General features: G+C 67.4%; 22 protein-coding genes and 1 tRNA gene. 6 read left to right on the top strand and 17 right to left on the bottom strand.

The window, feature by feature from the left end:
• Nucleotides 1–30 precede the first annotated feature (30 nt).
• Nucleotides 31–825 (top strand): ABC transporter permease, encoded by a 795-nt coding sequence (locus tag IEY68_RS22550; protein ID WP_058854875.1) that lies wholly within the window; start codon nucleotides 31–33, stop codon nucleotides 823–825.
• A gap of 6 nt (nucleotides 826–831) precedes the next feature.
• On the opposite strand, the gene IEY68_RS22545 is transcribed toward IEY68_RS22550, so the two are convergent.
• The gene (locus IEY68_RS22545) at nucleotides 832–1,038 is read right to left on the bottom strand and encodes a hypothetical protein (RefSeq protein ID WP_058854843.1); all 207 of its coding nucleotides are present in this window, start codon (nucleotides 1,036–1,038) and stop codon (nucleotides 832–834) included.
• A gap of 190 nt (nucleotides 1,039–1,228) precedes the next feature.
• Here IEY68_RS22545 and IEY68_RS22540 point away from each other — a divergent pair, with 190 nt between their 5' ends.
• Entirely contained in the window at nucleotides 1,229–2,107 is an 879-nt protein-coding gene (locus IEY68_RS22540) for a rhomboid family intramembrane serine protease (protein WP_058854874.1), read from the top strand.
• A 117-nt stretch (nucleotides 2,108–2,224) separates the two neighbouring features.
• On the opposite strand, the gene IEY68_RS22535 is transcribed toward IEY68_RS22540, so the two are convergent.
• The 3 genes from IEY68_RS22535 to IEY68_RS22525 form a co-directional block, all read right to left on the bottom strand.
• The gene (locus tag IEY68_RS22535) at nucleotides 2,225–2,686 is read right to left on the bottom strand and encodes a PH domain-containing protein (protein WP_058854842.1); all 462 of its coding nucleotides are present in this window, start codon (nucleotides 2,684–2,686) and stop codon (nucleotides 2,225–2,227) included.
• Between the two features lie 93 nt (nucleotides 2,687–2,779).
• Nucleotides 2,780–3,046: a cell division protein CrgA gene (crgA, locus tag IEY68_RS22530; RefSeq protein WP_058854873.1), complete on the bottom strand. Its 267-nt coding sequence runs from the start codon at nucleotides 3,044–3,046 to the stop codon at nucleotides 2,780–2,782.
• 38 nt (nucleotides 3,047–3,084) lie between these two features.
• Nucleotides 3,085–3,300: a hypothetical protein gene (locus IEY68_RS22525; protein WP_058854841.1), complete on the bottom strand. Its 216-nt coding sequence runs from the start codon at nucleotides 3,298–3,300 to the stop codon at nucleotides 3,085–3,087.
• Between IEY68_RS22525 and IEY68_RS22520 the strand changes: the two genes are divergently transcribed.
• Complete coding sequence (locus tag IEY68_RS22520) at nucleotides 3,299–3,940, top strand: aminodeoxychorismate/anthranilate synthase component II (protein WP_058854840.1); 642 nt, start codon at nucleotides 3,299–3,301, stop codon at nucleotides 3,938–3,940. The genes IEY68_RS22525 and IEY68_RS22520 overlap by 2 nt on opposite strands.
• 85 nt (nucleotides 3,941–4,025) lie before the next feature.
• On the opposite strand, the gene pknB is transcribed toward IEY68_RS22520, so the two are convergent.
• The 7 genes from pknB to IEY68_RS22485 form a co-directional block, all read right to left on the bottom strand.
• Nucleotides 4,026–5,930, bottom strand: coding sequence for a Stk1 family PASTA domain-containing Ser/Thr kinase (gene pknB / locus IEY68_RS22515; RefSeq protein WP_058854839.1), 1,905 nt, complete (start codon nucleotides 5,928–5,930; stop codon nucleotides 4,026–4,028).
• Nucleotides 5,927–7,420 (bottom strand): serine/threonine-protein kinase, encoded by a 1,494-nt coding sequence (locus IEY68_RS22510; protein WP_058854838.1) that lies wholly within the window; start codon nucleotides 7,418–7,420, stop codon nucleotides 5,927–5,929. The genes pknB and IEY68_RS22510 overlap by 4 nt, the downstream gene beginning before the upstream one ends.
• Before the next feature lie 37 nt (nucleotides 7,421–7,457).
• Nucleotides 7,458–8,924: a peptidoglycan D,D-transpeptidase FtsI family protein gene (locus IEY68_RS22505; protein WP_058854837.1), complete on the bottom strand. Its 1,467-nt coding sequence runs from the start codon at nucleotides 8,922–8,924 to the stop codon at nucleotides 7,458–7,460.
• Nucleotides 8,921–10,399 (bottom strand): FtsW/RodA/SpoVE family cell cycle protein, encoded by a 1,479-nt coding sequence (locus tag IEY68_RS22500; RefSeq protein WP_058854836.1) that lies wholly within the window; start codon nucleotides 10,397–10,399, stop codon nucleotides 8,921–8,923. The genes IEY68_RS22505 and IEY68_RS22500 overlap by 4 nt, the downstream gene beginning before the upstream one ends.
• On the bottom strand, nucleotides 10,399–11,883 hold the full coding sequence (locus tag IEY68_RS22495) for a PP2C family protein-serine/threonine phosphatase (RefSeq protein ID WP_058854835.1): 1,485 nt from the start codon (nucleotides 11,881–11,883) through the stop codon (nucleotides 10,399–10,401). Before IEY68_RS22495 ends, IEY68_RS22500 begins: the two co-directional genes overlap by 1 nt.
• Nucleotides 11,880–12,347 (bottom strand): FHA domain-containing protein FhaB/FipA, encoded by a 468-nt coding sequence (locus tag IEY68_RS22490; RefSeq protein WP_030524421.1) that lies wholly within the window; start codon nucleotides 12,345–12,347, stop codon nucleotides 11,880–11,882. Before IEY68_RS22490 ends, IEY68_RS22495 begins: the two co-directional genes overlap by 4 nt.
• 202 nt (nucleotides 12,348–12,549) lie before the next feature.
• Complete coding sequence (locus tag IEY68_RS22485; protein WP_062999111.1) at nucleotides 12,550–13,944, bottom strand: FhaA domain-containing protein; 1,395 nt, start codon at nucleotides 13,942–13,944, stop codon at nucleotides 12,550–12,552.
• A gap of 249 nt (nucleotides 13,945–14,193) precedes the next feature.
• On the opposite strand from IEY68_RS22485, the gene IEY68_RS22480 reads away from it, so the two are divergent.
• Nucleotides 14,194–14,276, top strand: a tRNA-Leu gene (locus IEY68_RS22480).
• Nucleotides 14,277–14,487: 211 nt separating this feature from the next.
• Entirely contained in the window at nucleotides 14,488–15,255 is a 768-nt protein-coding gene (locus IEY68_RS22475) for an SDR family NAD(P)-dependent oxidoreductase (RefSeq protein ID WP_058854834.1), read from the top strand.
• 836 nt (nucleotides 15,256–16,091) lie between these two features.
• Here the strand turns inward: IEY68_RS22475 and IEY68_RS22470 are convergent.
• Entirely contained in the window at nucleotides 16,092–17,081 is a 990-nt protein-coding gene (locus IEY68_RS22470) for a stage II sporulation protein M (protein ID WP_058854833.1), read from the bottom strand.
• Between the two features lie 178 nt (nucleotides 17,082–17,259).
• Here IEY68_RS22470 and IEY68_RS22465 point away from each other — a divergent pair, with 178 nt between their 5' ends.
• Nucleotides 17,260–18,060, top strand: a complete 801-nt coding sequence (locus tag IEY68_RS22465; RefSeq protein WP_058854872.1) for an RDD family protein — start codon at nucleotides 17,260–17,262, stop codon at nucleotides 18,058–18,060.
• A 16-nt stretch (nucleotides 18,061–18,076) separates the two neighbouring features.
• On the opposite strand, the gene IEY68_RS22460 is transcribed toward IEY68_RS22465, so the two are convergent.
• The 5 genes from IEY68_RS22460 to IEY68_RS22440 form a co-directional block, all read right to left on the bottom strand.
• Complete coding sequence (locus IEY68_RS22460) at nucleotides 18,077–19,372, bottom strand: DUF58 domain-containing protein (RefSeq protein WP_058854832.1); 1,296 nt, start codon at nucleotides 19,370–19,372, stop codon at nucleotides 18,077–18,079.
• A gap of 3 nt (nucleotides 19,373–19,375) precedes the next feature.
• Complete coding sequence (locus IEY68_RS22455) at nucleotides 19,376–20,380, bottom strand: AAA family ATPase (protein WP_058854831.1); 1,005 nt, start codon at nucleotides 20,378–20,380, stop codon at nucleotides 19,376–19,378.
• Entirely contained in the window at nucleotides 20,377–21,399 is a 1,023-nt protein-coding gene (locus tag IEY68_RS22450) for a DUF4129 domain-containing protein (protein ID WP_058854830.1), read from the bottom strand. Before IEY68_RS22450 ends, IEY68_RS22455 begins: the two co-directional genes overlap by 4 nt.
• Nucleotides 21,396–22,310 (bottom strand): hypothetical protein, encoded by a 915-nt coding sequence (locus tag IEY68_RS22445; RefSeq protein ID WP_082681337.1) that lies wholly within the window; start codon nucleotides 22,308–22,310, stop codon nucleotides 21,396–21,398. The genes IEY68_RS22450 and IEY68_RS22445 overlap by 4 nt, the downstream gene beginning before the upstream one ends.
• A gap of 134 nt (nucleotides 22,311–22,444) precedes the next feature.
• Nucleotides 22,445–24,112 (bottom strand): DUF4407 domain-containing protein, encoded by a 1,668-nt coding sequence (locus IEY68_RS22440; RefSeq protein ID WP_229718925.1) that lies wholly within the window; start codon nucleotides 24,110–24,112, stop codon nucleotides 22,445–22,447.
• Nucleotides 24,113–24,210 lie beyond the last annotated feature (98 nt).

Below are 24,210 nucleotides of genomic sequence, written 5' to 3'. Positions count from 1 at the left end.
GAGAACCCCGCCCTGGCCGAACGGCTGTCCATGGTGATCAGCGACAGCCTGACCGTCACCAAGCGCAATGTGATCAAGATAAAGCGAGTACCGGATGTGCTGATCTTCAGCACGCTCTCGCCGATCATGTTCGTGCTGTTGTTCGCCTACATCTTCGGCACCGCCATCAAGGTGCCCGGGATGGAGGGCGGCTATCGCGAATTCCTGGTCGCGGGCATCTTCGCGCAGACGGTGGTGTTCGGGTCCACGTTCACCGGTCTCAGCCTCGCCGAGGATATGCAGAAGGGCATCATCGACCGCTTCCGCTCGCTGCCGATGGCTCCGTCGTCGGTATTGATCGGGCGCACCGTCAGCGATGTGGTGATCAACGTGGTCAGCCTGGTGGTCATGTCACTGACCGGACTGGTGGTCGGCTGGCGGATCCGTGGATCGGTACTGGACGCGGTCCTCGCCTACATCCTGCTCCTGCTGTTCGCCTACGCGATCTCCTGGATCATGGCCGTGGTCGGGCTGATCGTGCGCACCCCTGAGGTGTTCAACAACGCCAGCTTCATGGTGATCTTTCCGCTCACCTTCGTGGCCAACACTTTCGTGCCGATGACCGATCTGCCGACTCCATTGCGCGTGTTCGCGGAATGGAACCCGGTCTCGGCCGTTGCGGAGGCCACTCGCCAGTTGTTCGGGAACACCGGTCCAGTGTCCACGCCCTCGAACGCATGGTCGATGCAGCATCCGGTGGCGACCACGCTGATCTGGGTGATCGTCATCCTGGCGGTATTCGTACCACTGGCGTTGCGGCAGTACCGCCGGACCGTCAGTCGCTGAGAACTGTCAGCTCTCGGTGGTTTCGGTATCGGCCGGAGCCACCGAGGCGCCGTTGCGCGTATAGCCGATCCGGGGCGGTGCCGGAGCCGGATCGGGTGGTTGCGGGCGCTTGCTGCGCACCAGCCACGCCGTACCGCCCGCCGCCGCCACCGCCGCGGCGGCCAGCAGCCGATAACGCGAACGACCGGATGGACGCAGTGGCCTCGAGCTCATGGCTCAACTCTGGCACAGCCTGGCGGATAACGCAGATCGGCAGGTCAGAGCATCGGACTCGGGTCCGAGTCCACAGCCTGCGACCCACAGGCCGCAGAACCTCGTGGCACGATGGGCACGTGAGTACGACACGCCCGGCCAGGCCGGGAGCGCGCCGCGGGACAGGTCCGACGATGCAGCGGAGTTCGCGGTGAACCCTCAGGAGCCGTCGCCCCCGGCCCAGGTCTGCGCCCGGCACGCCGACCGCCCGACCGGCCTGTCCTGCACCCGGTGCGGTCGTCCGGCCTGCCCGGAATGCCTGCGTCCGGCCTCGGTCGGACAACACTGTGTGGATTGCCTGCGTACCGATCAGCGCAGTACCCCGCAGGTGCGGACCGTATCGGGATCGGTCGCGGCACGCAGTTCGGTCCCGTTCGTCACCTACACCCTGATCGCGCTCAATATCATCGTCTACGCCGTCACCGCGGCGCAGTCGCGCAGCCTGATGGACAACCAGCGCGGGTCGGCGCTGTTCGTGGACTGGGTCATGTACCCACCGGCGGTAGCCGGGGGTGAACTGTTCCGGGTGGTCGGCTCGGGATTCCTGCACTACGGGCTGATTCATCTGCTGCTGAACATGTTCGCGCTCTATATCGTCGGTCGCGATATCGAACTGGTGCTGGGCCGCGCCCGCTACCTGGCCGTGTATCTCATCTCGCTGCTCGGCGGATCTGCCGCGGTGATGCTGCTGGCCCAGAACAGTCTCACCGCGGGAGCCTCCGGTGCGGTGTACGGGTTGTTCGGCGCGATCACGGTCATCCTGATCCGGCTGCGGCAGAGCCCGAACAATATGCTGATCCTGATCGCGATCAATGTGTTCATCAGCTTCTCGCTGCCCGGAATTTCGCTGTGGGGTCATCTCGGCGGGCTGGCCGCGGGCACACTGGCCACGCTCGGGATCATGTTCCTGCCCGGCTGGGTGCGGGCTCGGACACCGGAGCGGGCCCGGCTGGTCGGCGTGGTCGCGCTCGTGGCACTGACGGTCGTGGCCGCGGCGGTGATAGTGCTGGCGTCTTCGTCGTTGCGCTGACTCCCGGCACGCGAAGTCTTTTCGCACGGTATCCCGCTGGGCCGGAAGTATGTTTTACGTGAAACATGCTTCTGCACTCGGATGCCGGGTCGGCGGGACCATCGGTCGCCGGATCGCTCAGTGCGCGGAGCTTCCGTGCAGCCGCAGTTGCGTGCGCAGGGTGTCGTAGACGTCCTCGGGGTTCGTACCCAGATCCCAGCGTCCGAAGATCAGCAGTCGTTCGTAGCCCAGATGATCCACGTCGATCTCCAGCATCGGCGATTTGCGGCCGAGCCGGCGATAGCCCACCACCCGCGCCCGCAGGATCTGATCACGGGTGTACTCGGTGACCCCGGTGAGCGTGCGGAGCACCAGCCGCGGGTTCTCGCCGGGCACCACCGACAGCCGCGGCCGCTGCCGCAGTCCGAGCGCGGCGAGTCCGACGAGTGCCAGTGCGGCGAGACCGAGCAGGAATTTGCCCGGCACCTCGGTCGTCAGTACCGCCGCGATCGCGAGAACCACTCCGCCTCCGGCCGCGGCGATCAGCGCGGGCAAGGGGGTTGTCCAGGCAAGACGCGGTTCAGCGCTCTCGGACTGCACGCGGTGTCCTCCCCATTCCGGGTCGAGAGTTATCCACAGGCTTATCCACAGGTGTGTATTAATTACACCGGTGTAATCCCGGACGCGGTGCCGCTAGCGCCACCGCATCGTCATGATCAAACCGACCACCATCAGGCCGAATCCGATCAAGAAGTTCCAGGCGTTGAGGCTGCTCATCCAGCTGATCTGGTCGGCCGCGAGGTAATAGACAAGCAGCCATACCAGGCCCGCCAGCATGAAGCCGAGCATGATGGCGACGTACCAGACGGGCGATGGGCCAACTGCCTTCACCTTCACCGGCGTGCGGCTGGCGGGGTTGATCGTGTAGTCGGTCTTCTTCCGGACCTTCGACTTGGGCATGATGTCCTCGTGTTCAGCGTGCAGGTCGTATTCCAAGGCTATCCCACCAGGTAATCGGTGTGATGCCCAGCGGCCGAACCGCGCGTACCGGGCAGGTGGGGGATCCGCACCGCGTGGCTCGCCAGCCGGTGCGGCGCACTCGTGCGCGGCAGTGGCACGGTGCGGGCGGCCGAGCGGAGTTCCGGCACCCCGAACGAGGGTGACCGCAGGCCGGGCAGGGTGTTCCGGTCGGCGAACACGTAATCTTTGGGCATGCGTGTACTGGTCGTCGACAACTACGACAGCTTCGTGTTCAACCTGGTGCAGTACCTGGGCCAGCTGGGTGTCGAGGCAGTGGTCTGGCGCAACGACGACCCGGAACTGACGGACCTCGCAGCGGTGGCCGGCGATTTCGACGGAATCCTGATCAGCCCCGGCCCCGGCACCCCGGAACGCGCCGGTGTCAGTATCGACCTGGTACGTGCCTGCGCCGACCGCGGTACCCCGCTGCTGGGTGTATGCCTCGGGCACCAGGCCATCGGCGCGGCCTTCGGCGCCACGGTGACCCGGGCTCCGGAACTCCTGCACGGTAAGACCAGCTCCGTATTCCATGTCGGCACCGGGGTCCTGGCCGGACTGCCCGATCCGTTCACCGCGACCCGCTATCACTCGCTGACCGTGGTGGAGAAGACGCTGCCACCCGAGTTCGATGTCATCGGCCGCACGGAGAGCGGGATCGTGATGGCTCTGCGCCATCGCGATCTGCCGATCCACGGTGTCCAGTTCCATCCGGAGTCGGTGCTCACCCAGGGTGGTCACCGGATGCTGGCCAACTGGCTGGAGGTCTGCGGCGACCGCCCCGAGGAGGGGCTGGTGCAGATGCTGGAAGCGGAAGTCGCCTCCCTGGCCGTCTGACGCAGAAACCGGGCGGCCGATTCACGGCCGCCCGGTTTCTGCGTTCGGTAGCTCACTCGAGGTAGGCCCCGGGAGTGGGTCAGGGTTATCCCAGCGGCAGTACGCCGGTATTGACCGTCACCGTCGTCGAGGACGGGACCGTGGTTCCGGCGGAGGGCTGCTGGCTGAGCACCTTACCTGCCTGATCGGAGTTCAGCGTGATCTGCGTGATCTGCCGGACCTGGTTCACACTGCCCTGCCAGCCGCTCTCGCGCAGCTTGTCCACGACTTCGGCAGCGGTGAGGCCGACCAGGCTCGGCATCGAGATCCGATCGCTCTGTGCCACCTGGACCGTCACGGTGGAACCCTCGTCGGCGGTCGAACCGCCCGCCGGGCTGGTGGACAGGACCTCGCCGCGCGGCCGTGCGGACTGGACCTGCTCGATCACGATCTTGAACCCGGCACCTTCCAGATTCGGCTGCGCCACGTCGATCAGCTGACCGACCACATCCGAGACCCGGATCTGCTTGGGCCCGGTGCCGACGGTCAGCGTGACCTGGCTGCCCGCGTCCATCTCGATACCGGGCGAGGGATCCTGGCCGATCACCTTGTCCTTGTCCTGTGTGCTGGACGGTTCCCGCTTGACCTCCGGGCTCACCTGCAGACCGGCGTTGTTGAGTTCCTGTTCGGCGTCCTGCTGGGAAAGGCCGGTCAGCCGGGGTACCGGCACCTGCTGCGGTCCGGTGGACACCTGCACGGTGATGGTGCTGCCCTCATCGGCACGAGAGCCGCCCAGCGGCTGGGTCGCGATCACCTTGCCGGCACTGATCTTGCCGTCGGGTTTCTCCTGGACCGCGACATCGAACCCGAGCGAATCGAGCTTCTGCTGAGCCTCGCTGGCGGTGGTGTTCGACAGGTCCGGGACGGCCACCTGATCGGGCCGGCTACCCGGGCCGATCAGCATCCAGTAGATCCCGAAGGCCGCCACCAGCGCGGCGACCACACCGGCTGCGATATAGGCCGTCCGCCGCGAACGGCCTCCGGAATCGTCGTCGTCGTAGTCGTCGTAGTCGTCGTCTTCGCCCCGGCGATAGCCGCGGCCGGAGCCGTCCGCGGGGCCGAGCATGGTGGTGCGGTCCTCGTCGGTCATCACCATGGGCGCACCGGGTTTCTGGCCGCCCAGCACCCGGATCAGATCCGCACGCATCTCCGCGGCACTCTGGTAGCGGTTCGCGGGATTCTTGGCCATGGCCTCGAGTACGACCGAATCCAGTTCCCGCGGAACCCCCTCGTACACGAGCGAGGGCAACCGGGGATCCTCCCGGACGTGCTGATAGGCGACCGCGACCGGTGAATCACCGGTGAAAGGGGGCTGCCCCGTGAGGATCTCGAACAGCACACAGCCCACGGAGTAGACATCCGAGCGGGCGTCCACCGTCTCGCCGCGCGCCTGCTCCGGTGACAGATACTGGGCAGTGCCGATCACGGCCGCGGTGGCGGTCATCGGATTGGCGGCATCGGCGATGGCGCGTGCGATACCGAAATCCATCACTTTCACCGCACCGGCGCGGTTGATCATGATGTTGGCCGGTTTCATATCGCGGTGCACGATCCCGGCCTTATGGCTGAAATCGAGCGCCGCGCACACATCGGCGACGACTTCCATCGCACGCCGCGGCGCGATCGGGCCCTCGTTACGGACGATATCGCGCAGCGTATCGCCGTCCACGTACTCCATCACGATGAAAGGCAGTGGACCGCCGTCGATCTCGGCCTCGCCGGTGTCGTATACCGCGACGATCGCCGGATGGTTCAGCGCCGCCGCGTTCTGCGCCTCACGTTTGAAACGCAGATAGAACGTGGGGTCGCGGGCCAGGTCGGCGCGCAGCACCTTGATCGCGACATCGCGGTTGAGCCGCAGATCGCGGGCCTTGTGGACTTCGGACATACCGCCGAACCCGATGATCTCGCCCAGCTCGTAGCGAGAGGAGAGATTCTTCGGGGTCGTCATGGCTGTCCTTGCGGCTTATCGGCCGGCTCGATGATGTGGGTGTGGTTCCCGACCGTCGGGAAGGGGATATCGATATCGGGAACCGGCGGGCGGCGACGCGTGGTCGTCTCCTCTTCCTCGTCGGTGGTCTCTTCGCTGGCCGTCGTCTCGGTGGTGCTCGGCGTGGCCGACGTGGTGGTCGGCGGCTGGGTGGTGGTAGTGGACGGCGGGGGCGGCGTGGTCGTGGTGACCGGCGGCTGGGTGATCGTGTACTCCGGTGTCGGCGTCCAGACCGGGGGTTCGGTCACCTCATAGGTGGTGGTGACCGGTGGCGGGAGCTGGCGGGTGGTGGGTGCCGTGGACGAGGTGCCCGGCGGGGTTCCGTCCGGGTTCGTGTCACCGCCGAACAGCAGCCACAGCACAACACCGCCGAGCAGCAGCGCGCCGATACCCAGCGCGATCATCCACTTCTGGTTCTTGTTGAGGCCGCCGCCCGGATCGTCTCGATAGTCGTTGTCCCCGGGGGCGTTCATCCCGCGGTCGATCGCGGTGGTCGGCCCGGCCATCGCGGCGGGCGGCGTGTTGTAGCGCACGGTCGCGCCCTCGTCGAAACCCGGTTGCGGCGCGGCGATCACGCTGGTGGGCCCGGCCGCGGGGAGATTGCGCGGCGGGGGTGGCCGGCGGCCGGAGCGTACCGCGGCGACCGCCTCGGCGAATTCGCCGCCGTCGGTATACCGCTGGGAGGGGTCCTTGGCCAGGGTGATCTCGACCAGTTCCCGCACATTCGGCGGCAGGTCCGCGGGCATCGGCGGCGGCAGATCGCGGACATGTTTCATCGCGACGGTGAGCGCCCCGTCGCCGGTGAACGGCCGCTGACCCGCGAGGGCCTCGTATCCGACGACACCGAGCGAATACACATCACTGGCCGCGGTGGCGTCTTCACCGACTGCTTGTTCGGGCGCGATGTACTGCGCCGTACCCATCACCATGCCGGTCTTGGTGACCGGTGAGGCGTCCACCGCCTTGGCGATACCGAAATCGGTGATCTTCACCTGTCCGGTAGGGGTGACCAGGATATTCCCCGGTTTCACATCGCGGTGCACGACACCGGCCAGATGCGCCACCTGTAGCGCGCGACCGGTCTGTTCCAGCAGGTCCAGCCCCTGGGCCACCGACAACCGGCCCAGCCGGTTCAGCACGGTGTTGAGCGGTTCACCCTGAACCAGCTCCATCACCAGGTAGGCCGTCTCGCCGCCCTGCGGGTCATAGGTTTCGCCGTAGTCGTAGATTCCCGCGATACCGGAATGGTTCAGTTGCGCGGTGGTCTTGGCCTCGGTGCGGAACCGGTGCCGGAAGGTCGGGTCCGCCGAGAACTCGGATTTGAGGACCTTGACCGCGACCCGTCGATCCAGCCGGGTGTCCAGGGCTTCCCAGACCTGGCCCATCCCACCGGTGGCGATGAGCCGGTGCAGCCGGTAGCGGTCCGCGATCAACGCGCCGTTTGTCAGCATCGGGTTCCCCGCAGATTCACTCGCACATCCATCTCGTTCAGCGACCTCGCAGACCTGCGTCCAGGACCGCCCGGGCGACCGGCGCGGCGACCGACCCACCTGTTGCCGCCAGCGCCCGGTCACCGCCGTTCTCCACGATGACCGCGATGGCGATCTTCGGGTTCTCGGCCGGGGCGAAGGCTATGTACCAGGCATGTGGTGGTGTGTTCCGCGGATCGGCGCCGTGCTCGGCCGTACCGGTCTTCGATGCGATCCGATAGGACGTTCCGCCGCTGCCCGCGGTGTTCTCCTCCGAGGCGACCATCAGGTCGGTCAGCGTAGACGCTACATCGGCGCTCACGGCCTGGCCGACCGAGACCGGTTCGGTGGTGGACAGTTCGCTCAGGTCCGGGTTCTGCAACTGGTCGACCAGGTAGGGCTCCATCCGGACACCGCCGTTGGCCACGGTAGCGGCGATCACGGCGTTGTCGAGCGGGGTGAGCGCGACATCACGCTGACCGATGCTGCTCTGCGCGAGCGCGGCGTTGTCCGGGATATTGCCCACGGTGCTCTCGGCGACCGGCATCGGGATACCGCGGTGCGGTCCGATCCCGAACGCCGCGGCCTCGTCTTCCAGCGCCGCCGCTCCGACATCGACCCCGAGTTCCACGAACGCGGTGTTGCACGAACGCCGGAACGCCTCGTAGAGGCTGGCGGTGGCGCCGGAGCCGCAGGTGGAACCGTTGTAGTTCTCCAGAGTCGTGCTGGTGCCGGGCAGGGTGATGTTGGGGGCCGCGGTGAACTGGGACTGCGGATTCGCCTTCCCGTTCGACAGCGCGGCCGCCGTGACGACCACTTTGAAGGTGGACCCCGGCGGGTAGGTCTGCGAGATCGCCCGGTTGATCATCGGCTGGTTCTCGTCGGCGCTCAGATCCTCCCAGGCCCGAGTGCCCTGGGCGCCGTCGTGTCCGGACAGCAGATTCGGGTCGTAGCTGGGGGTGGACACCATGGTCAGGATCTTGCCGGTGCTCGGTTCGATCGCCACCACCGAGCCGGTGTATCCCTTGCTGGTGAGTTCGTTGTAGGCGACCTGCTGCATCGCCGGGTCGATCGTGGTGACGACATTGCCGCCGCGGGGGTCGCGCCCGGAGATCAGGTCGATCAGCCGGCTGCCGAACAGTTGTCCGTCCGAGCCGTTGAGCACCGGATCCTCGGCCCGTTCCAGTCCGGTGCTGCCGTATTGCATGGAGTAGAACCCGGTCACCGGGGCGTAGGCCTGCGGATCGGTGGGGTAGACGCGCAGGTATTTGTACCGGTCGTCGGTGGCCACCGAACTGGCCAATACAGTGCCGCCGGCGGAGATCTGGCCGCGCTGGCGGGAGTACTCGTCGAGCAGCACCCGCGAGTTGCGCGGATCGGCTCGGTAGTCGTCGGCCTTGATGACCTGCACGTAGGTGGCGTTGAGCAGCAGAGCGACGATCATCGCCATGACGGCCATGGCCACCCGGCGCAATGGTGTGTTCAACGCGGGAGACCTCCTTGTCGTCGCGACACCATCACTGTCTGGGCTTCGGCCAGCGGCGCGGGGGCCGGCTCCCGGCGGCGGGCCGGAGCGGGTTCGCGCGCCGCGTCGGAGATCTTGATGAGCAGGGCGATCAGGACATAGTTCGCCAGCAGCGAGGAACCGCCGTAGGAGACGAACGGCGTGGTGAGACCGGTGAGCGGAATCAATTTGGTCACCCCGCCCACGACCACGAAGACCTGGATGGCGATGGTGAACGACAGTCCGGCGGCGAGCAGTTTGCCGAAACTGTCCCGGATCGCCAGTGCGGTGCGCATACCGCGCAGCACGAGCACCAGGAACAGGATAAGGATCGCGGTCAGACCGATGAGACCGAGTTCCTCACCGATGGTCGTCACGATGAAGTCGGTTTTGGCGAACGGCACCTGCGACGGACGCCCGGCGCCCAGTCCGGTACCCGCCAGCCCGCCGGTGGCCAGGCCGAACAGCGACTGCACGATCTGGTAGCCGGTGTTGTTGTAGTCGTCGAACGGGTTCAGCCAGGTCTCCACGCGCACCCGGACGTGCCCGAACATCTGGTAGGCGAAAACGAAACCGAGGGCGAGCAGCCCGCCGCCGATCAGTAGCCAGCCCACCCGTTCGGTGGCGATGTAGAGCATCACCAGCACCGTGCTGAAGATCAGCAGGGAGGTGCCGAGGTCCTTCTCGAAAACCAGGACGCCGATGCATACGATCCACACGGCCAGGATCGGGCCCATATCGCGGGCACGCGGGAATTCCATGCCCAGGAAGTGCCGCCCGGCCGCGGTGAACAGTTCGCGTTTCGAGACGAGTACCGAGGCGAAGAAGATGATCAGCAGGATTTTCGCGAATTCACCGGGTTGCAGACTGAGACCGGGCAACCGGATCCAGATCTTGGCACCGTTGACCTCGGACAGCGAACTGGGGAGGATCGCCGGGATCGCGAGCGCCACCAACCCGGCCAGGCCGAGCGTGTAGGCGTATTTGGCCAGTGTCCGGTAATCGCTCAGCACGATCAGGATCGCGACGAACAACACGATGCCGAACGCGGTCCACAGGATCTGCTGGTTCGCGTCCGGGGAAGGTATTTCCCACGAGTTGTAGGCGGCGGTCTGCTGATCGGCCAGATCGAGCCGATGGATCAGCACCAGGCCGACTCCGTTGAGCAGCGCCACGATCGGCAGCAACAGGGGATCGGTATAGGGCGCGAAGCGGCGCACCGCCAGGTGCGCGACGGCGAAAAGGCCGAGATAGGCCAGACCGAGCTTCGCGATATCCCAGGTCAGCGATTCTTCTTGGCTGGCTTCCACCAATGCCAGTGCGGCGGTGGTGATCAGTGCCGCGAATCCGAGCAGCATGAGCTCGGTATTGCGCCGGGTCGTCGGCGACGGCGCCGGAGCGAAACCGCCCGGGGGGCTCGGAAAAGCCCCGGCGGACGGTGGTGCCGGTGCGGACATCAGTCCGTCACCCGGCAGTTCTCCCCCGCGATCTGGGGCTGAGCGGTGGTCGTCGGAGCCGGGACGGTGGTGGTCGGTGGCGCGGGCGGCGCCGGATTGTCAGCGGGCGCGGGCGGCTGGGTGGCCGGGGCGGGAGCCGCCTCGGTGGGGGTCGGTGCGGCCGGGGCGGGAGCCGGCGCGGGCGTGGTGGTGACCACGCCCGGCTGGGCGGCCGAGGCGTTCTTCTTGCACACCGGCAGCAGTTCGCGGTCGGCCAGGACGGCCATCTGTTCGCGGGCCTTGTCCAGGGTGCCGGGCGGCAGCCCACGCTCGACCTGATCACGGCCGGTCTGTTCCAGATCGCTGACCTTCAGGACTCGACAGCCCTGCGGCAGCGCGACGCCGCTCTCGACAAGGCTGAGCTCGCCCTTGGTGGTAACGCAGCCGACGAGGTTCACCTCGTGGATGGAATAGCCGAGAATCGATCCGGGCAGCCCCTGCATGACCACGACGCTGTCGTTGTCCGCACCGACGTAGTAGTTGGTCCGGATCATCTTGTAGCCGACGGCCAGTCCCACCACGACCGCGAGGACGAGGGCGACCGCGAGCAGAAGCCAGCGGAGTTTATGGGATTTCTTCGGCTGCGGCTCGGGTTCGCCGGCGGCGCGGCGCGGCGCGGCAGCCGGTGGGCGCATGGCGGCGGCTCGGCCGGCCGCGGTGTTCGGTGGCGGATTGTCCTCCGCCTCACCGGATGCGGCGCCCGCGACGATCGGATGGCTCTGGCCGTAGTCGAGATCGATGACATCGGCGACGACGACGGTGACATTGTCGGGTCCGCCGCTGCGCAGAGCGAGTTCGATGAGCCGGTCGGCGCATTCGTCGGTGCTGCCCTCGCGCATGGTGTTCGCGATGGTCTCGTCACTGACGACGTCGGACAGGCCGTCCGAGCACAGCAGATAGCGGTCCCCGGCCCGGGCTTCGCGCATCACCAGTGTCGGCTCGATCTCGTTACCCGTGAGCGCGCGCATGATCAGCGACCGCTGCGGATGGGTATGAGCCTGTTCCGCGGTGATCCGGCCTTCGTCGACCAGCGACTGTACGAAGGTGTCGTCGCGGGTGATCTGGGCCAGTTCGCCGTCGCGCAGCATATAGGCGCGCGAGTCGCCGATATGGACCATGCCGAGTTTCTTGCCCGCGAACAGGATGGCGGTGAGCGTGGTGCCCATACCGTCGAGTTCGGGTTCTTCCTCGACCTGTTCGGCGATGGCGGCGTTACCGGCGTGGGTGGCCCGGTTCAGTTTGCCGAGTAGATCCTCGCCGGGTTCGTCGTCGTCGAGATGCGCCAGGGCGGCGATCATCAGTTGCGACGCCACTTCGCCGGCCGCGTGGCCGCCCATGCCATCGGCAAGGGCCAGCAGGCGGGCGCCGGCGTAGACGGAATCTTCGTTGTTGGCGCGGACGAGGCCGCGGTCGCTGCGCGCTGCGTAGCGGAGAACAAGTGTCACGATCGGAGCTCGATCACTGTCTTGCCGACCCGGACAGGAGTGCCGAGCGGAACGCGGACTGCGGTGGTGACTTTGGCCCGGTCGAGGTAGGTACCGTTGGTCGAGCCGAGGTCTTCGACGTACCAGTCGTCACCGCGTAGGGACAGCCGGGCATGTCGGGTGGAGGCATAGTCATCAGTGAGCACCAGCGTGGAATCGTCCGCACGGCCGATCAACACCGGTTGGGTACCGAGCGTTATGCGGGTACCGGCGAGAGAACCTTGAGTCACCACAAGATATTTGGCGCCCTTCTGGCCTCGGCGCATGGACGGCAGCACCGCGGAACCACGTGGTCCCCGGGTCTGGAGTCGTTTGCCGGAGGCCGCGTAGATATCACTGCGGAGGGTACGCAGGATTGCCCACACGAACAGCCACAGCAGCAGGAGGAACCCGGCACGGGTCAGCTGCAAGATCAATCCCTGCACGGCGCTCCACCTCCTGTTCGACCGTGTGTCGGTGCCGTAGGAGTGGTGCGACCCACCCCACAACGCTGCTCGTCCCCGCGGACCGCTGTGCGGTGCCGCGCGTGTGTTGGCACATCATAGGGCCGTCGGACGAGACCGATCACGATTAGGCCGCCTCATTATGCGAGAGGCACCTCGTGATCCGCACGGCGAGCCTACGGCATCAGACAATACGGATGAGGATCTCGGAGTGCCCGGCACGGATCACGTCGCCGTCGGCGAGTTGCCAATCCTGCACGGGGGAGCCGTTCACCAGCGTGCCGTTCGTGGATCCGAGGTCGGACAGCATCGCGGTCTGGCCGTCCCAGCGCACCTCGATATGACGCCGGGATACACCGGTATCGGGAAGTCGGAAATGCGCGTCCTGACCGCGGCCGATGATATTGCTGCCTTCCCGCAGCTGGTAGGTCCGGCCGCTGCCGTCGTCGAGCGCGAGCGTCGCGGAGAAGGCGGTTCCGCCCGCCGGGGCGTATCCGGCCGGGGCGCCGTAGCCGGGCTGCTGGCCGCCCTGCTGCGGGTAGCCCTGGCCCTGGCCCTGGGGCTGGCCGTAGGCCTGCTGGTCGTAACCCTGGTCGTAGCCGGGCTGTTGCGCGTAGCCCTGCTGGTCGTAACCCTGGTCGTAGCCGGGTTGCTGGGCGTAGCCCTGCTGGTCATAGCCCGGCTGTTGCGCGTAGCCCTGCTGGTCGTAACCACCCTGCTGGTCGTAGCCGGGCTGGCCCTGGTAACCCTGGTCGTAGCCGGGCTGGCCCTGGTAGCCCTGGTCGTAGCCGGGCTGTTGCGCGTAGCCCTGCTGGTCGTAACCCTGGTCGTAGCCGGGTTGCTGGGCGTAGCCCTGCTGGTCGTAACCGGGCTGCTGCGCGTAGCCCTGCTGGTCGTAACCACCCTGCTGGGCACCGTAGGCCTGCTGGTCGTAGGCGGCGCCGCCCTGCTGATAGTCGTAGCCGTTCTGATAATCCTGGCCGCCGTTATAAGGCGCGCCGGGACCGTAGTCCTCGGGGTACGCGCCGTTCTGCGGCCCGCGTCCCGCGGGTCCGGGAGCGTACCCGCGATTGCGTGGATCGGACTCCGCGTGCTCACGGCTCGGGTCGTAGCCAGAGTTCTGCGTCATGGGGCCAGCTCCTGGTTGCGGGTTAGCGGGTCGTTGTAGCGGTTCCGGGCGGCGAGCCGGTGCAGCTCCACGGCCGGCGTCGGGGTCGACGCGACCGCTCGTCCTGAACATTCCGGTGTGCAGCGTAGGTGATGCCTCGAACGCCACGTGCACTTCGCCATACGTCTGCCAGCCTTGATCGCGGATGTAATCCTGCAGATGTTTGGCGAAAGCGCGGGTGGTGAGGTCGTGATCGGCGTCGAGTTGCCGGTGGTCCGACGAGTTGATGATGATCACGTAACTGTTGGGTGCGAGCAGATGCCCACCGCCGACATCTCGGACGTTGTCGGCGGCCTCACGCTGCAGCGCTGCCTCGACCTCCTGAGGAACGACGTTCCCGCCGAATGCTCTGGCGAAGACGTCACCGACGGCGCCCTGTAGGCGACGCTCGAAACGCGAGACGATCCCCATGTGGGCCCTCCCTTCGGTGAGTCTCTCCTCATTCTTTACGACGACACGCGTATACGGCGTGTCGCACTACGAGCACGTTCTCTGCATGATATCCACGTTCGGCTATACCTGTAACTACCGGAACCGTGCCGGAGTTCCCCTCGGCCGGAGAATTCGCGCTCGAACCCTGGTCAGGAAGCCTTTCTGTAGGCCCGTGACCATGCGATTTCGTTCGCCGGACATCCCCGTGTTAGTGTCTTTCCGTCGCTCGGGCGAGTGGCGGAATGGCAGACGCGCTGGCTTCAGGTGCCAGTGTCCTTCGGGACGTGGGGGTTCAAGTCCCCCTTCGCCCACCGAGAAGAAGCCGTGGATCACATAGATCCACGGCTTCTTCTGTTTCCCCGGAAGCGTGGGTGGCGGGACCACCATGAGCGGCCGTCGGTGTGGCAGTGGTCACGTACGGTTCACACCTGCCGGGCAGGTGCCTGGAACGTGTTACAGAAACCTGCCACAAAATGGGCGGAACCCGTTGACTCTCTATTCGAACCTGTTCTAATTCACTCCATGCGGAGATATGAAGGCCGTCGAGTGCTGGTGACAGGTGCGGGTTCGGGAATCGGCCGGGGTGTGGCCCTGCGGCTGCTGGACGAGGGAGCCCACCTCGTCGCCGCCGATATCAACGAACCAGGTCTGGCCGGCACGGTGGAAAAGGCCGGCGACGCGGCCGACCGACTCAGCACAGTCGTCGTGAACATCGCCGATATCGAATCCGTGCGCGCGGCCGCCGATGCCGCGCTGCGGGATTTGGGTGGGCTGGACGTGCTGGTCAACTGCGCGGGCATCCTGAAACCGGCCCGGACGCACGAGATGCCGCTCGACGAGTGGAACCGGGTTATCACCGTGAATCTCACAGGTACGTTTCTGATGACCCAGGCGCTGCTGCCACCGCTGCTGGAATCCGGCCGGGGTGTGGTGATCAACCTGTCGTCGACCTCGGCCTTCCAGGCGGCCCCCTATCTGGCCGCCTACGCCGCGTCGAAGGGCGGTGTGGCCTCCTTCACCCACGCGATCGGCCTGGAGTACGCGAAGCAGGGATTGCGGGCGGTCAATATCGTCCCCGCCGGGATCACGAGCGGGATCACCACCGAATCCATCACCGAACAGCCCGAGGATGCGGACTGGACCCTGTTCGCCCGGCTGACCGGATGGCTCAACGGTGGCGCACTGGGGAATCCGGAGGATATCGCCGGGGTGGTCGCGATGGTGGGTTCCGATGACGGCCGCTACATCACCGGTACCGAGATCCGGGTCGATGGCGGCGCGCTCATGTGATCTCCGACGATATATCCCGGGCCGCAATGGGGCCACGCCGAGCGTGACCCCCATTGCGGCCCTTTTTCTTCTGTCGTCCCGGAGTGAGCTGTGCCAGAGCACGTTCGGCCAGGTCTCGCGGGGTCCTTCTCGACGGGGGAGTGAACCGCGAACAGCTCACCGTACTCTCGGTATGCCTGAATGAGACCAAGGTCACACAAGAACTTTCCGGTTGCGGCGCCGGTGCTGAGGTTTGCCTCAGTAGGCGCCGCCGGTGACCCAGTTCACGTCTTGGAACCACCTTGGTTAACTACCGCGAGGCGCCTCCGGGCCTGTTGTTCGGGGGGTGCGGCAGGTTTGTCCGCAATAAACAAACTCTGGGTATTTTTCGGTTCGATCGCCTGTCCGGCAACCGTGTTAACGGCGCGCGAATGCGCTGGTAGCCGTTGGGACGGTCGAGTTAACGGGGGTTCGGGCGAACGTCTCGGCGAACCCGGCACCGATTGCACGTAACCACGGTTACGGATATGTCCGTGACCAGTAAAAACCAAATGTACTTGCAAATGAAAGCACCGTTGCAAGTCTGCGGGTGCCTGCTGAAAGTTAGCTGAGAGAGGTCCAACCGGGGGGTTTCTGGATGTTTGCTCAACCTCGACACATACCTGTGACCTCAGCCGCAACGGGTTGCGTAGGGGTAACGATTGTGTAGAGTCGACGGTAACGCTGGCCGCAGCTAGAGCGGCGACTCGCTGCGGCCAGCGGAATTCAATGGGGGAATTCACGCAGGTCATCCAATTCGCGTTGCTGTCATCTCACAAACTGGGCTCGAGCGCTGTGTGCTCGAGGTTGTCTATCCGTTACCGCGCGAGATACGAGACCTCGGCTACCGCTGTTGTCGGGCCTGTCGGGCGTGTGGCCCGTCGTCCGGCGATGAGGATATAGGCGAGAAAGGCTGATTCGGCGAGCAGTCCGATCGCGATCCGGGCCGGGGCGGCTAGGGCGCTCGGGGTCACGAATCCCTCCAAAAGCCCCGCCACCAGCAGCGTAGGGACCAGGCCGAGTGCTATCGCGGCGGTAATACGTCCTTGACGGGCGACGGCCTCGGCGCGGCTCAGCCGGCCCGGATCGATGAGGGTCCAGCCGAGTTTCAGTCCGGCGCCGCCCGCGATGAAAATGGCTGTCAACTCCAGCATTCCGTGCGGAAGCAGGAAACCGAAGAACGAGTCCAGCCGTCCGGCCTCGGCCATCAAACCCGCTGTTATGCCGATATTCAGGGCATTCATGAAGAGCAGGTAGACCACGGGCACGATGAGCACGCCCAGGAACAGGGCCAGTGCGGATACCCAGGCATTGTTGGTCCAGACCAATGCGGCGAAAGCGTCGTTGGAATGCTCGGTGTAATAGGTCTCGAAGGCCCCGCCCGGCGCGGTGAGCGCACCGGTGTTCCCTTGGAGCCCAAGAGTTTCGCGAGCCGACGGGTCGTAGGTGATCCAGGTCGCGAACCCGGCCGCGACACCCAGGAACGCCACGGCGACGCCCAACCACCACCCGAGGACGCGGTACACCGCGCCGGGGAAGCCGTGGGTGAAGAACCGGATGATCTCGGTCCACGTGTTCGGCGCGCTGCCGACGATCTTGCCGCGAGCACGGGCGATCACCGCGCTGAGTCCGGCCACCAGTTCGGGCTCGGGACTGTGGGTCTGTAACCGGGCCAGCTGCTGAGAGGTACGCCGGTACAGCAGCACCAGTTCGTCGGCCTCTGCGCCGGTGAGTGTGCGCTTGCGCGACAACGTATCCAATCTGGCCCAGGTGGGCCGGTGCCTCGCGCTGTATGCGTCCACGTCCATGGGCTCGCCTCCCGCTCCCGCCTGTACCGTCGTCGCGTTCGCAGCGCCGGCGCCCGCCGAGGATCTCCCGAGCGCGACGACAGCCGTGGCTCGTGCTCGGCGCTCTGATGGGTGCCCGGACCCCGCGCCACCGACTACCGGGTCGGAAACCGGTCGCCGTGGAAGAATGCTATGCGATATGGCCGAATTCACGACGGGCGAAGCCGTGGCGATCGAGCTACCGGTCGCCCGCATCCCGACCCGTGCGGCGGCGTTCGTGCTCGACCTGATGCTGCAGGCCGTGCTGGGGACCGCGTTGTTCACCGGTGTGCTGCTGCTGCTCGGTGGAAACGACTCCAGCCCGTGGTCCACCACCCTGACACTGGTTTCGCTGGTCACCGTGCTCGTCGGATACCCGGTCGCGTTCGAGACGCTGCTGCGCGGCGCCACACCGGGCAAACTGGCCCTCGGGTTGCGCGTGGTGCGCGCCGACGGTGGACCGGTGGACTTCCGGCACGCGTTGACCCGCGGCCTCACCGGCGCGATCGTGGATTTCTGGATGCTCGGGCTCTTCGGCGTGATAGCCGTGGTGAGCTCGATATGCTCACCGAATGCGCGCCGGGTGGGCGACGTACTCGCGGGGACCGTGGTGGTACATATCCAGCAGCGGCTCTCGGTGCCCGCGCTGGCCGTGCCACCGGCTTGGCTGACCGGCTGGTCGGCCGAACTGGATCTCACAGACCTTCCGGAGGATCTGGCCCTGGCCGTGCGGCAATATCTGACGCGGATCAACGCGTTGACCCCGGCCGCGCAGTACGAACTCGGTGGCGCGCTCGTCGCCGCGGTGTGCGCTCGATTGCGGGTCGCCCCTCCGGCCGGTTATCCGCCCGTGCAGATCCTGGGCAGTGTTATCGCCGAGCGTCAGCGGCGCGCGCTCCCGGCGCCCCCGCCTTCGTGGCCGCTCGCTTTCCCACCTGTCTCATTCGCTGCCACACGCTGAGGCTGCCGCGGCGGAGTCAGAGTGCGCCGGACTGTTTGAGTTCCAGGTATTCGTCCGCCAGGGCCGCGGGCAGATCCGCTCCGGCCGCGGCCACCACCGCGATCCCCCGCCGGCGCAGCGACTCCTGCAGTACCGCCTGCTCGGCGATCCTGGACTCGGCGGCGGCGGCCCGGTACAGCTCCGCCAGGTTGCCGCGCTCGGCTGCTGCTGCGGCAATACCCGGATCGGTCACCGAGACGATCAGCACGCGGTGCCGTTCGGCGAGAACGGGCAGCACCGGCAGCAGGTTCTCGGTCACCGCGGCACCATCCAGGCTGGTGAACCAGACGATGAGACCGCGCCGGCGGGCACGCTGGATCGCGGCCCGGACCAATCCCTCGGCGTCGGTATCGACCAGCGCGGGCGTGACCCCCGCCAGGGCGTGCATGAGCTTGGGCTGGATCCCGCGGCCGATACCGGTACGTACCTCGGCGCGCACCTCCCGGTCGTAGGCGAGCAGGCCGACCATATCGCCGCCGGCCGCGGCCAGACTGCCGAGCAACAGCGCCGCCTCGATCGCCGTTTCGAGCCGGGTGCCCTCGCCGACCCGGCCCGCGCTGATCCGGCCGGTATCGAGGAGCATGAGCACCTGCCGGTTGCGTTCCGGGCGCCAGGTGCGGACGAGTACATCGGTGGCTCGCGCGGTGGCCCGCCAGTCGATGGTGCGGACGTCGTCGCCCGGCACGTACTCGCGGAACGAATCGAATTCGGTGCCCTGACCGCGTAGATCGGCCAGGTTGCGGCCCTCCAGATGTTGCAGCCGTTTCACTTTGGCGGCGAGCAACCGCTCGCTGCGGAACGGCGGGAGGGCCCGGACCCGGGCGGGGACGGTGCGGTGGAACTGATGACCGGCCAGACCGAGCGGCCCGAACAGGCGCAGCGTCACCGGGCCGGCGGCGCGGTCGCCGCGGTAGGCGGGAGTGAGGGTGGTGTACAAACGGATCCGACCGGACACGGGCACGGATATGCGATGTTCGCGCTCGGTGGCCCCGGCGCTGGCGGGCCAGTCGTCCCAGATCAGGCCCCGCAGCCTCCGTTGCCCGGTATCGGTCACCGACAACTCGACCTCGACGCTCGCGCCGAGGCGCAGTACCGACAACTCCGGGCGGTGCAATGCGACCTCGTCGGGGCGGGCCGCCAGCAGCCGATCGGTCACGGCGAGCACGAGGATCAGCACGGTGGCCGCCAGGACGCCGATCCAGGACGGGGCCAGTAGCGCGACCGCCGCCGCCGCCGCGGCAGCGACGGCGACCAACCGGCCGGTGACGACCACGGCCTACACCGGGACCGGGATCGAGTGCAGCAGTGACGCCATGACCTGTTCCCCGGTGACCCCGTCCAGTTCTGCTTCCGGGCGCAGTTGCAGCCGGTGCCGCAGGGCCGCCACGGCAACCGTTTTCACATCGTCGGGTGTGACGAAACCACGTCCGTTCAACCAGGCCAGGGCGCGGGCAGCGGACATGAGCGCGGTGGCGCCGCGGGTGGACGCGCCGTGCTGGACGGCCGCAGCGGCCCGGGTGGCGCGGCACAGATCGACGATATAGGCCAGCACCTCCGGACGGACGGTGATCCCGGCGATCGCGGACCGGGCCGCCGCGATATGCGCGGGACCGGCCACTGGCCGCAACCCCGCCGCGGCGAGGTCGCGGGGATCGAAACCTTCGGCATGCCGCTGTAGTACGCGGAATTCGTCGTCACGGTCCGGGAGGTGGATATCGACCTTGAACAGGAACCGGTCCAGCTGCGCCTCGGGCAGCGGGTAGGTGCCTTCCTGTTCGATGGGGTTCTGGGTGGCGATCACGACGAAGGGATCGGGCAGCGGCCGGGGGCGACCGTCGACCGAAACCTGCCGCTCCTCCATCGATTCCAGCAGCGCCGACTGGGTTTTCGGTGGGGTGCGATTGATCTCGTCGGCCAGCAGCAGATTGGTGAACACCGGACCGTCGCGGAAGGTGAACTCGGCCGAATGCGGATCGTAGATCTGTGAACCGGTGACATCGGCCGGCATCAGGTCGGGGGTGAACTGCACCCGGCTGTGCCGCAGGTCGAGTGCGGTGGCGAGGGCACGGACCAGCAGCGTCTTCGCCACGCCCGGGACCCCCTCGAGCAGGACATGGCCGCGGCACAGCAACGCCAGTACGAGATACATGACGGCTGTGTCGTTACCCACCACCGCCTTGCCGATCTCGGCGCGCAACGCCGCGAACGCCGCGGCTGCCTCGGCCGAGGTAGGAGCCGCGGGATTTCCCGCGGCTGCCTTACCGGTGTCAATGCTGGTCATCCGACCTCCGCTTCGATCCATTCGAGTTGCGCGGCAACGAGTTCCAAGGTCTGCGCGTCGGGCACCGGACCGTACAGTGCCGCACCGACAGTGCCCGGATCGGCGCCGATACGCGCGGCGACCGCCGCTGTCAGTTCTTCCGGGGCGGCTCCGGCGCCGAGAGAGCGACGCAGTCTGCGCACGGTCGCGGCGCGCAACACACCCGCGATATGCGCGTAATCGCCGGACCGGCGGTAGAGACCCGCCTGACCCGACAGCAGTTCATCCGCCGCGACCTCCACCGGCCGGGGTTCGCCCACCACTGTGCCCCGGCGCCGCGCCCGCCACCACACCAGCAGGGCTCCGGCGATCAGGAACTGGAGCCCGCCGAAGGCGAGCCGGTCCGGACTGCGGTCGAAGATGGAATCGCCGCCTGTGGGCCGGGGGAGGTCGGGGTCGTAATCACCGTCGGGTGGTGGGTTCATCGGCGGCGCGTCCGGTGGACGCGGCGCACTGGGGCCGCTGCAGCCCTGCAGTACCGCGTACAGCACCAGCAGGATCAGGGCCAGCGCGGCGACTCCGCCCCAGAACCGGGGGTCGCGCAGGATCGTGGCCCATTCCCCGGACTCGCGTCGCGACCGCGATCTGCGCCGGGCGGATTCGATATCGACCGGCTCGGGCGCCGGAGGCGGTGCCGCCGCGGAGAACCGGTCGGCCTGCGTCAGGCGGCGGTATTCGTCCTCGCTCGCGGAACGGCCGCCGTAGACGACCTCGTCGAAAGCCTGCGCGGCGGCGGGGAGTTCGCCGGAGTGTGCGGTGGGCAGGCTCGCCGACGCCTCATGCGAAGTCTCCCGGGCCGTGCGCGACCGGCGTACCTCGAGCAGTCCTCGCTGTTCCATGCCGCGCAGCACCGCCCGGAAACGCTCGCGCAGCGCGGTATCGAAATCGCCGTGCGCGGCGGCCCGTTCGGCGGCGCTCCCGTGTACCGCGGCGGCATCCAGCCCGGGTTGCTCCGGGACGGTCCGATCGGGATCGGTCACCGTCGACCTCCGCTGGCGGTGGGGATCCGGATATCGGCGCCCTCACGGCGGCAGCGCAGATCCAGGTAGCCGACCACTCGGGCACTGGATTCCACGACCTCGGCGAACGCGGCCAGGAGTAGTCCGGTGGTAGTGACCAGTACGAGGAATGCCCACCGGTGGGTCCCGGAGATATCAGCGACGAAGAGCACGAGGCCCAGCAGCGGTGCCGTGAGCAGTGCGAACAGCAGGTGCTGGCAGATCCGCAGTCCGGCTCGCCGCATGCGCATGTTCCCTACCAGCAGTCCCGACCGCGTCAGCGCCGCGCCGGCACCGGCCCCCTCGGCGAACAGCACCGGCACGGCCGCGAGATGACGTGCCCGCAGCCATGCGAGCCAGAGCAGACAGCACGGGTAGGTGACCAGGAACCAGAGCAGACCACCGAGGTAGGTGAGCGGGAAGAGCAGCGCGCTGATACTGAGCACGGCGACCCCGATCGCGGTGAACGACAGCTGGGTGATCAGTAGCGGGCCCAGCCGCGTGACGGTCCGGCGCAGGCTCTCCCGCAGTCCGATCGGTCTCCGGGCGGCCCGGGCCAGGCCCGCGGCGACCGTGACACCGCGCAGGGTGAACCGGACGAACCATGCGGCGGCGAGCGTCGCGAACAGCGCGGCGAGGGCGGTCCCCGTATCCGAACCTCCGGTGAGGTGGGAGACCAGCCCGATCGAACCGGCCACCACCAGTTCACCGGCCACCAGCAGCACCGCAGCACAGCCCGCGAGTATCCGGATATCGGCCTGCATCAGGGCGAAAGGCACGTCGAGCAGCTCCCGGAAACTCAGCGGGCGGATCGGTACCGTCGCAATCTGGGGTCGTTCTTCCGGATGTTTTCCCGCCCCGACGGAACCGGCCGTATCAGCGGCAGGCTGCACGCGGCCGAGTCTAATGGCCGCAGTCGGGCCAAGCCCATCCGAAGCGCGCGCACGGCCGCGAATACGGAAGCACACCTGACCGGTGTGGCGGGTCGCGGTGCCGCGATGTGCGGCCGGAACGCGTTACGCGGTGATCAGCTGCCCGGAGGCAGCTCGCGGGGGCCGGACTCCGCCGCCACGCTGCCCGTGGGCAGCGCGGCCGTCGTCGCCGGTTCCAGGTGGGTCGTGGCGGAGACGATGGCGTCGGAGTCCAGGGTGATCTCGGCGTCCACCATATCGTCGCGGTGGCCGGTGGATGGGTGTCGAATCGATCGGGGACCGTCGATATCGCTGTCCACAGTGACTTTTCGTACCCGGCGCAGGGTGAAGGTGATCTCTTCGGCCTCGGTGAGCACATGGCGAGCGGTACGCAGCGGCTGACTCGCGGTATCGATGGCGGTATCGATGGCCGAGCTGACGAAATCCGGGACGAGCGGACGAATCCAGCGGGCGGCGGTATCGGTGAACGGGATGGTGCCGATCAACGGAAGTTCCAGACCCGCGGGCTGCCGGATCGCGATCTCCTTACCGAGCGGTACCGGTAGATCAGGTTCGCCGGGCGGCAACGCGTTGTCCCGGGCCGGTGGCAGCGCGGCGGATTCCGGGTCGCGTTCGGTGACGCCGATCTCCAACCCGCCGAGTGCGGCGATGACCCGGGTGCGCTGCCGTTCCCGATCGATAGTGGTGTCGGCTTCGGCCTCCAGCTTGGCCGCGGTGAGCTGCTGTTCGGCCCGGACGGCGGCGGTATCGGCCCGGACCGAGGCGGCTTTCTCGGCGATCGCCGCGTCGGCGGCGCGTTCGGCGCGGTCGCGGACGGCCTCGGCGGCTCGGCGTCGCTCCTGCGCGGTCTCACCGCGCCACCAGCGCAGAACCAGTGGCAGCAGTGCGAGCAGCGCGAAGACCGCCCAGGTGAGCAGACGCAGCGCCGATGCCCCCATCTGGCCGGTGGTGTACTCGTGTATCGCCGACCATCGAGCTCCGAACCCGCGGTCACCATCGGCGACCGCCGCCCGCGCGTTGTGCAGGGCCAGGCGGGTGTCGGTTACGTGCTGGTCGAGCGGGGCGACGCGCTGCTGCGCGGCGTCCAACGCGGTGCGGGCGTCGTCGAGCATCTCGTTGGCCGTCTGCGCCTCCGGCCCGCGGCCGGGCACTCCGGTGATCTTGGTTTGCGGGCACTGAGCGGTCGGATTGAACTCACATCGCGCGATGATCAGGGCGTTGTCGATATCCGTGGTGGCCGACGCGATGGTTGCGTCCAGCGCCGTGCGGTCGGCGACGGCACGGTCGAGTTCGTCCTGGGCGGTACGGACCGCCGGTGCGAGGGCGACCGCGTCCGCCGCGCGATCGTCCAGGATCCGGTCCACGGTGCCGCCGAACAGCACGGTGACAGCCATCTCGGCCACCACCACGCCGGCCAGGACGGCGCTGCCGACCCGGGCGGCGACGGCCGGGAGGTTGACGGTTCCGGCGGGCCGGTCGGGACGGGCTGTCGTTTCGGCCCCGGCCAATGCCCGGCCGAGCAGGCCCGCGAGGACTCCCGCCGCCAGCCCGATCGCCGCGACCGCGGCGGGGGGTTGATCGGCCGCGCCCATGGCGGTGGCAGTGACCGCGCCCGCGACGAGCGCGAACAGCGCCACGCCCGCGCCGGTGACGAGGTAGCCGGTGCGCTCGTAGCCGTCGGCGGTTTCGGCGGGCTGTCCGCCGCCGAGCCAGATGAGTATGCCGGTGACGCTCATGGGGCTCATATCCTCTGCAGCTGTCATCGATTCGTTGTCTCAGCGTGACAGGCCGCACGCCTGTCCATCGACCCTTGGCGATCGGGTGTGGGGATCTTCACAAGAGGTGTCGATCAGCATTCCAC

Source organism: Nocardia jinanensis (assembly GCF_014645735.1).
Classification (GTDB): Bacteria; Actinomycetota; Actinomycetes; order Mycobacteriales; family Mycobacteriaceae; genus Nocardia; species Nocardia jinanensis.
Note: the sequence above shows the minus strand (reverse complement) of the source record. Positions and strands in the feature narration are given on the sequence as shown.

What these genes read in the sequence shown, in the direction of transcription:
- IEY68_RS22550 (WP_058854875.1), top strand. Translation starts at nt 31, where the DNA reads ATGGTGATCAGCGACAGCCTGACCGTCACCAAGCGCAATGTGATCAAG.
- IEY68_RS22545 (WP_058854843.1), bottom strand. Translation starts at nt 1,038, where the DNA reads ATGAGCTCGAGGCCACTGCGTCCATCCGGTCGTTCGCGTTATCGGCTG.
- crgA (WP_058854873.1), bottom strand. Translation starts at nt 3,046, where the DNA reads ATGCCCAAGTCGAAGGTCCGGAAGAAGACCGACTACACGATCAACCCC.
- IEY68_RS22520 (WP_058854840.1), top strand. Translation starts at nt 3,299, where the DNA reads ATGCGTGTACTGGTCGTCGACAACTACGACAGCTTCGTGTTCAACCTG.
- IEY68_RS22525 (WP_058854841.1), bottom strand. Translation starts at nt 3,300, where the DNA reads ATGCCCAAAGATTACGTGTTCGCCGACCGGAACACCCTGCCCGGCCTG.
- pknB (WP_058854839.1), bottom strand. Translation starts at nt 5,930, where the DNA reads ATGACGACCCCGAAGAATCTCTCCTCTCGCTACGAGCTGGGCGAGATC.
- IEY68_RS22510 (WP_058854838.1), bottom strand. Translation starts at nt 7,420, where the DNA reads ATGCTGACAAACGGCGCGTTGATCGCGGACCGCTACCGGCTGCACCGG.
- IEY68_RS22500 (WP_058854836.1), bottom strand. Translation starts at nt 10,399, where the DNA reads ATGTCCGCACCGGCACCACCGTCCGCCGGGGCTTTTCCGAGCCCCCCG.
- IEY68_RS22485 (WP_062999111.1), bottom strand. Translation starts at nt 13,944, where the DNA reads ATGGGGATCGTCTCGCGTTTCGAGCGTCGCCTACAGGGCGCCGTCGGT.
- IEY68_RS22475 (WP_058854834.1), top strand. Translation starts at nt 14,488, where the DNA reads ATGCGGAGATATGAAGGCCGTCGAGTGCTGGTGACAGGTGCGGGTTCG.
- IEY68_RS22470 (WP_058854833.1), bottom strand. Translation starts at nt 17,081, where the DNA reads ATGGACGTGGACGCATACAGCGCGAGGCACCGGCCCACCTGGGCCAGA.
- IEY68_RS22465 (WP_058854872.1), top strand. Translation starts at nt 17,260, where the DNA reads ATGGCCGAATTCACGACGGGCGAAGCCGTGGCGATCGAGCTACCGGTC.
- IEY68_RS22455 (WP_058854831.1), bottom strand. Translation starts at nt 20,380, where the DNA reads ATGACCAGCATTGACACCGGTAAGGCAGCCGCGGGAAATCCCGCGGCT.
- IEY68_RS22440 (WP_229718925.1), bottom strand. Translation starts at nt 24,112, where the DNA reads ATGACAGCTGCAGAGGATATGAGCCCCATGAGCGTCACCGGCATACTC.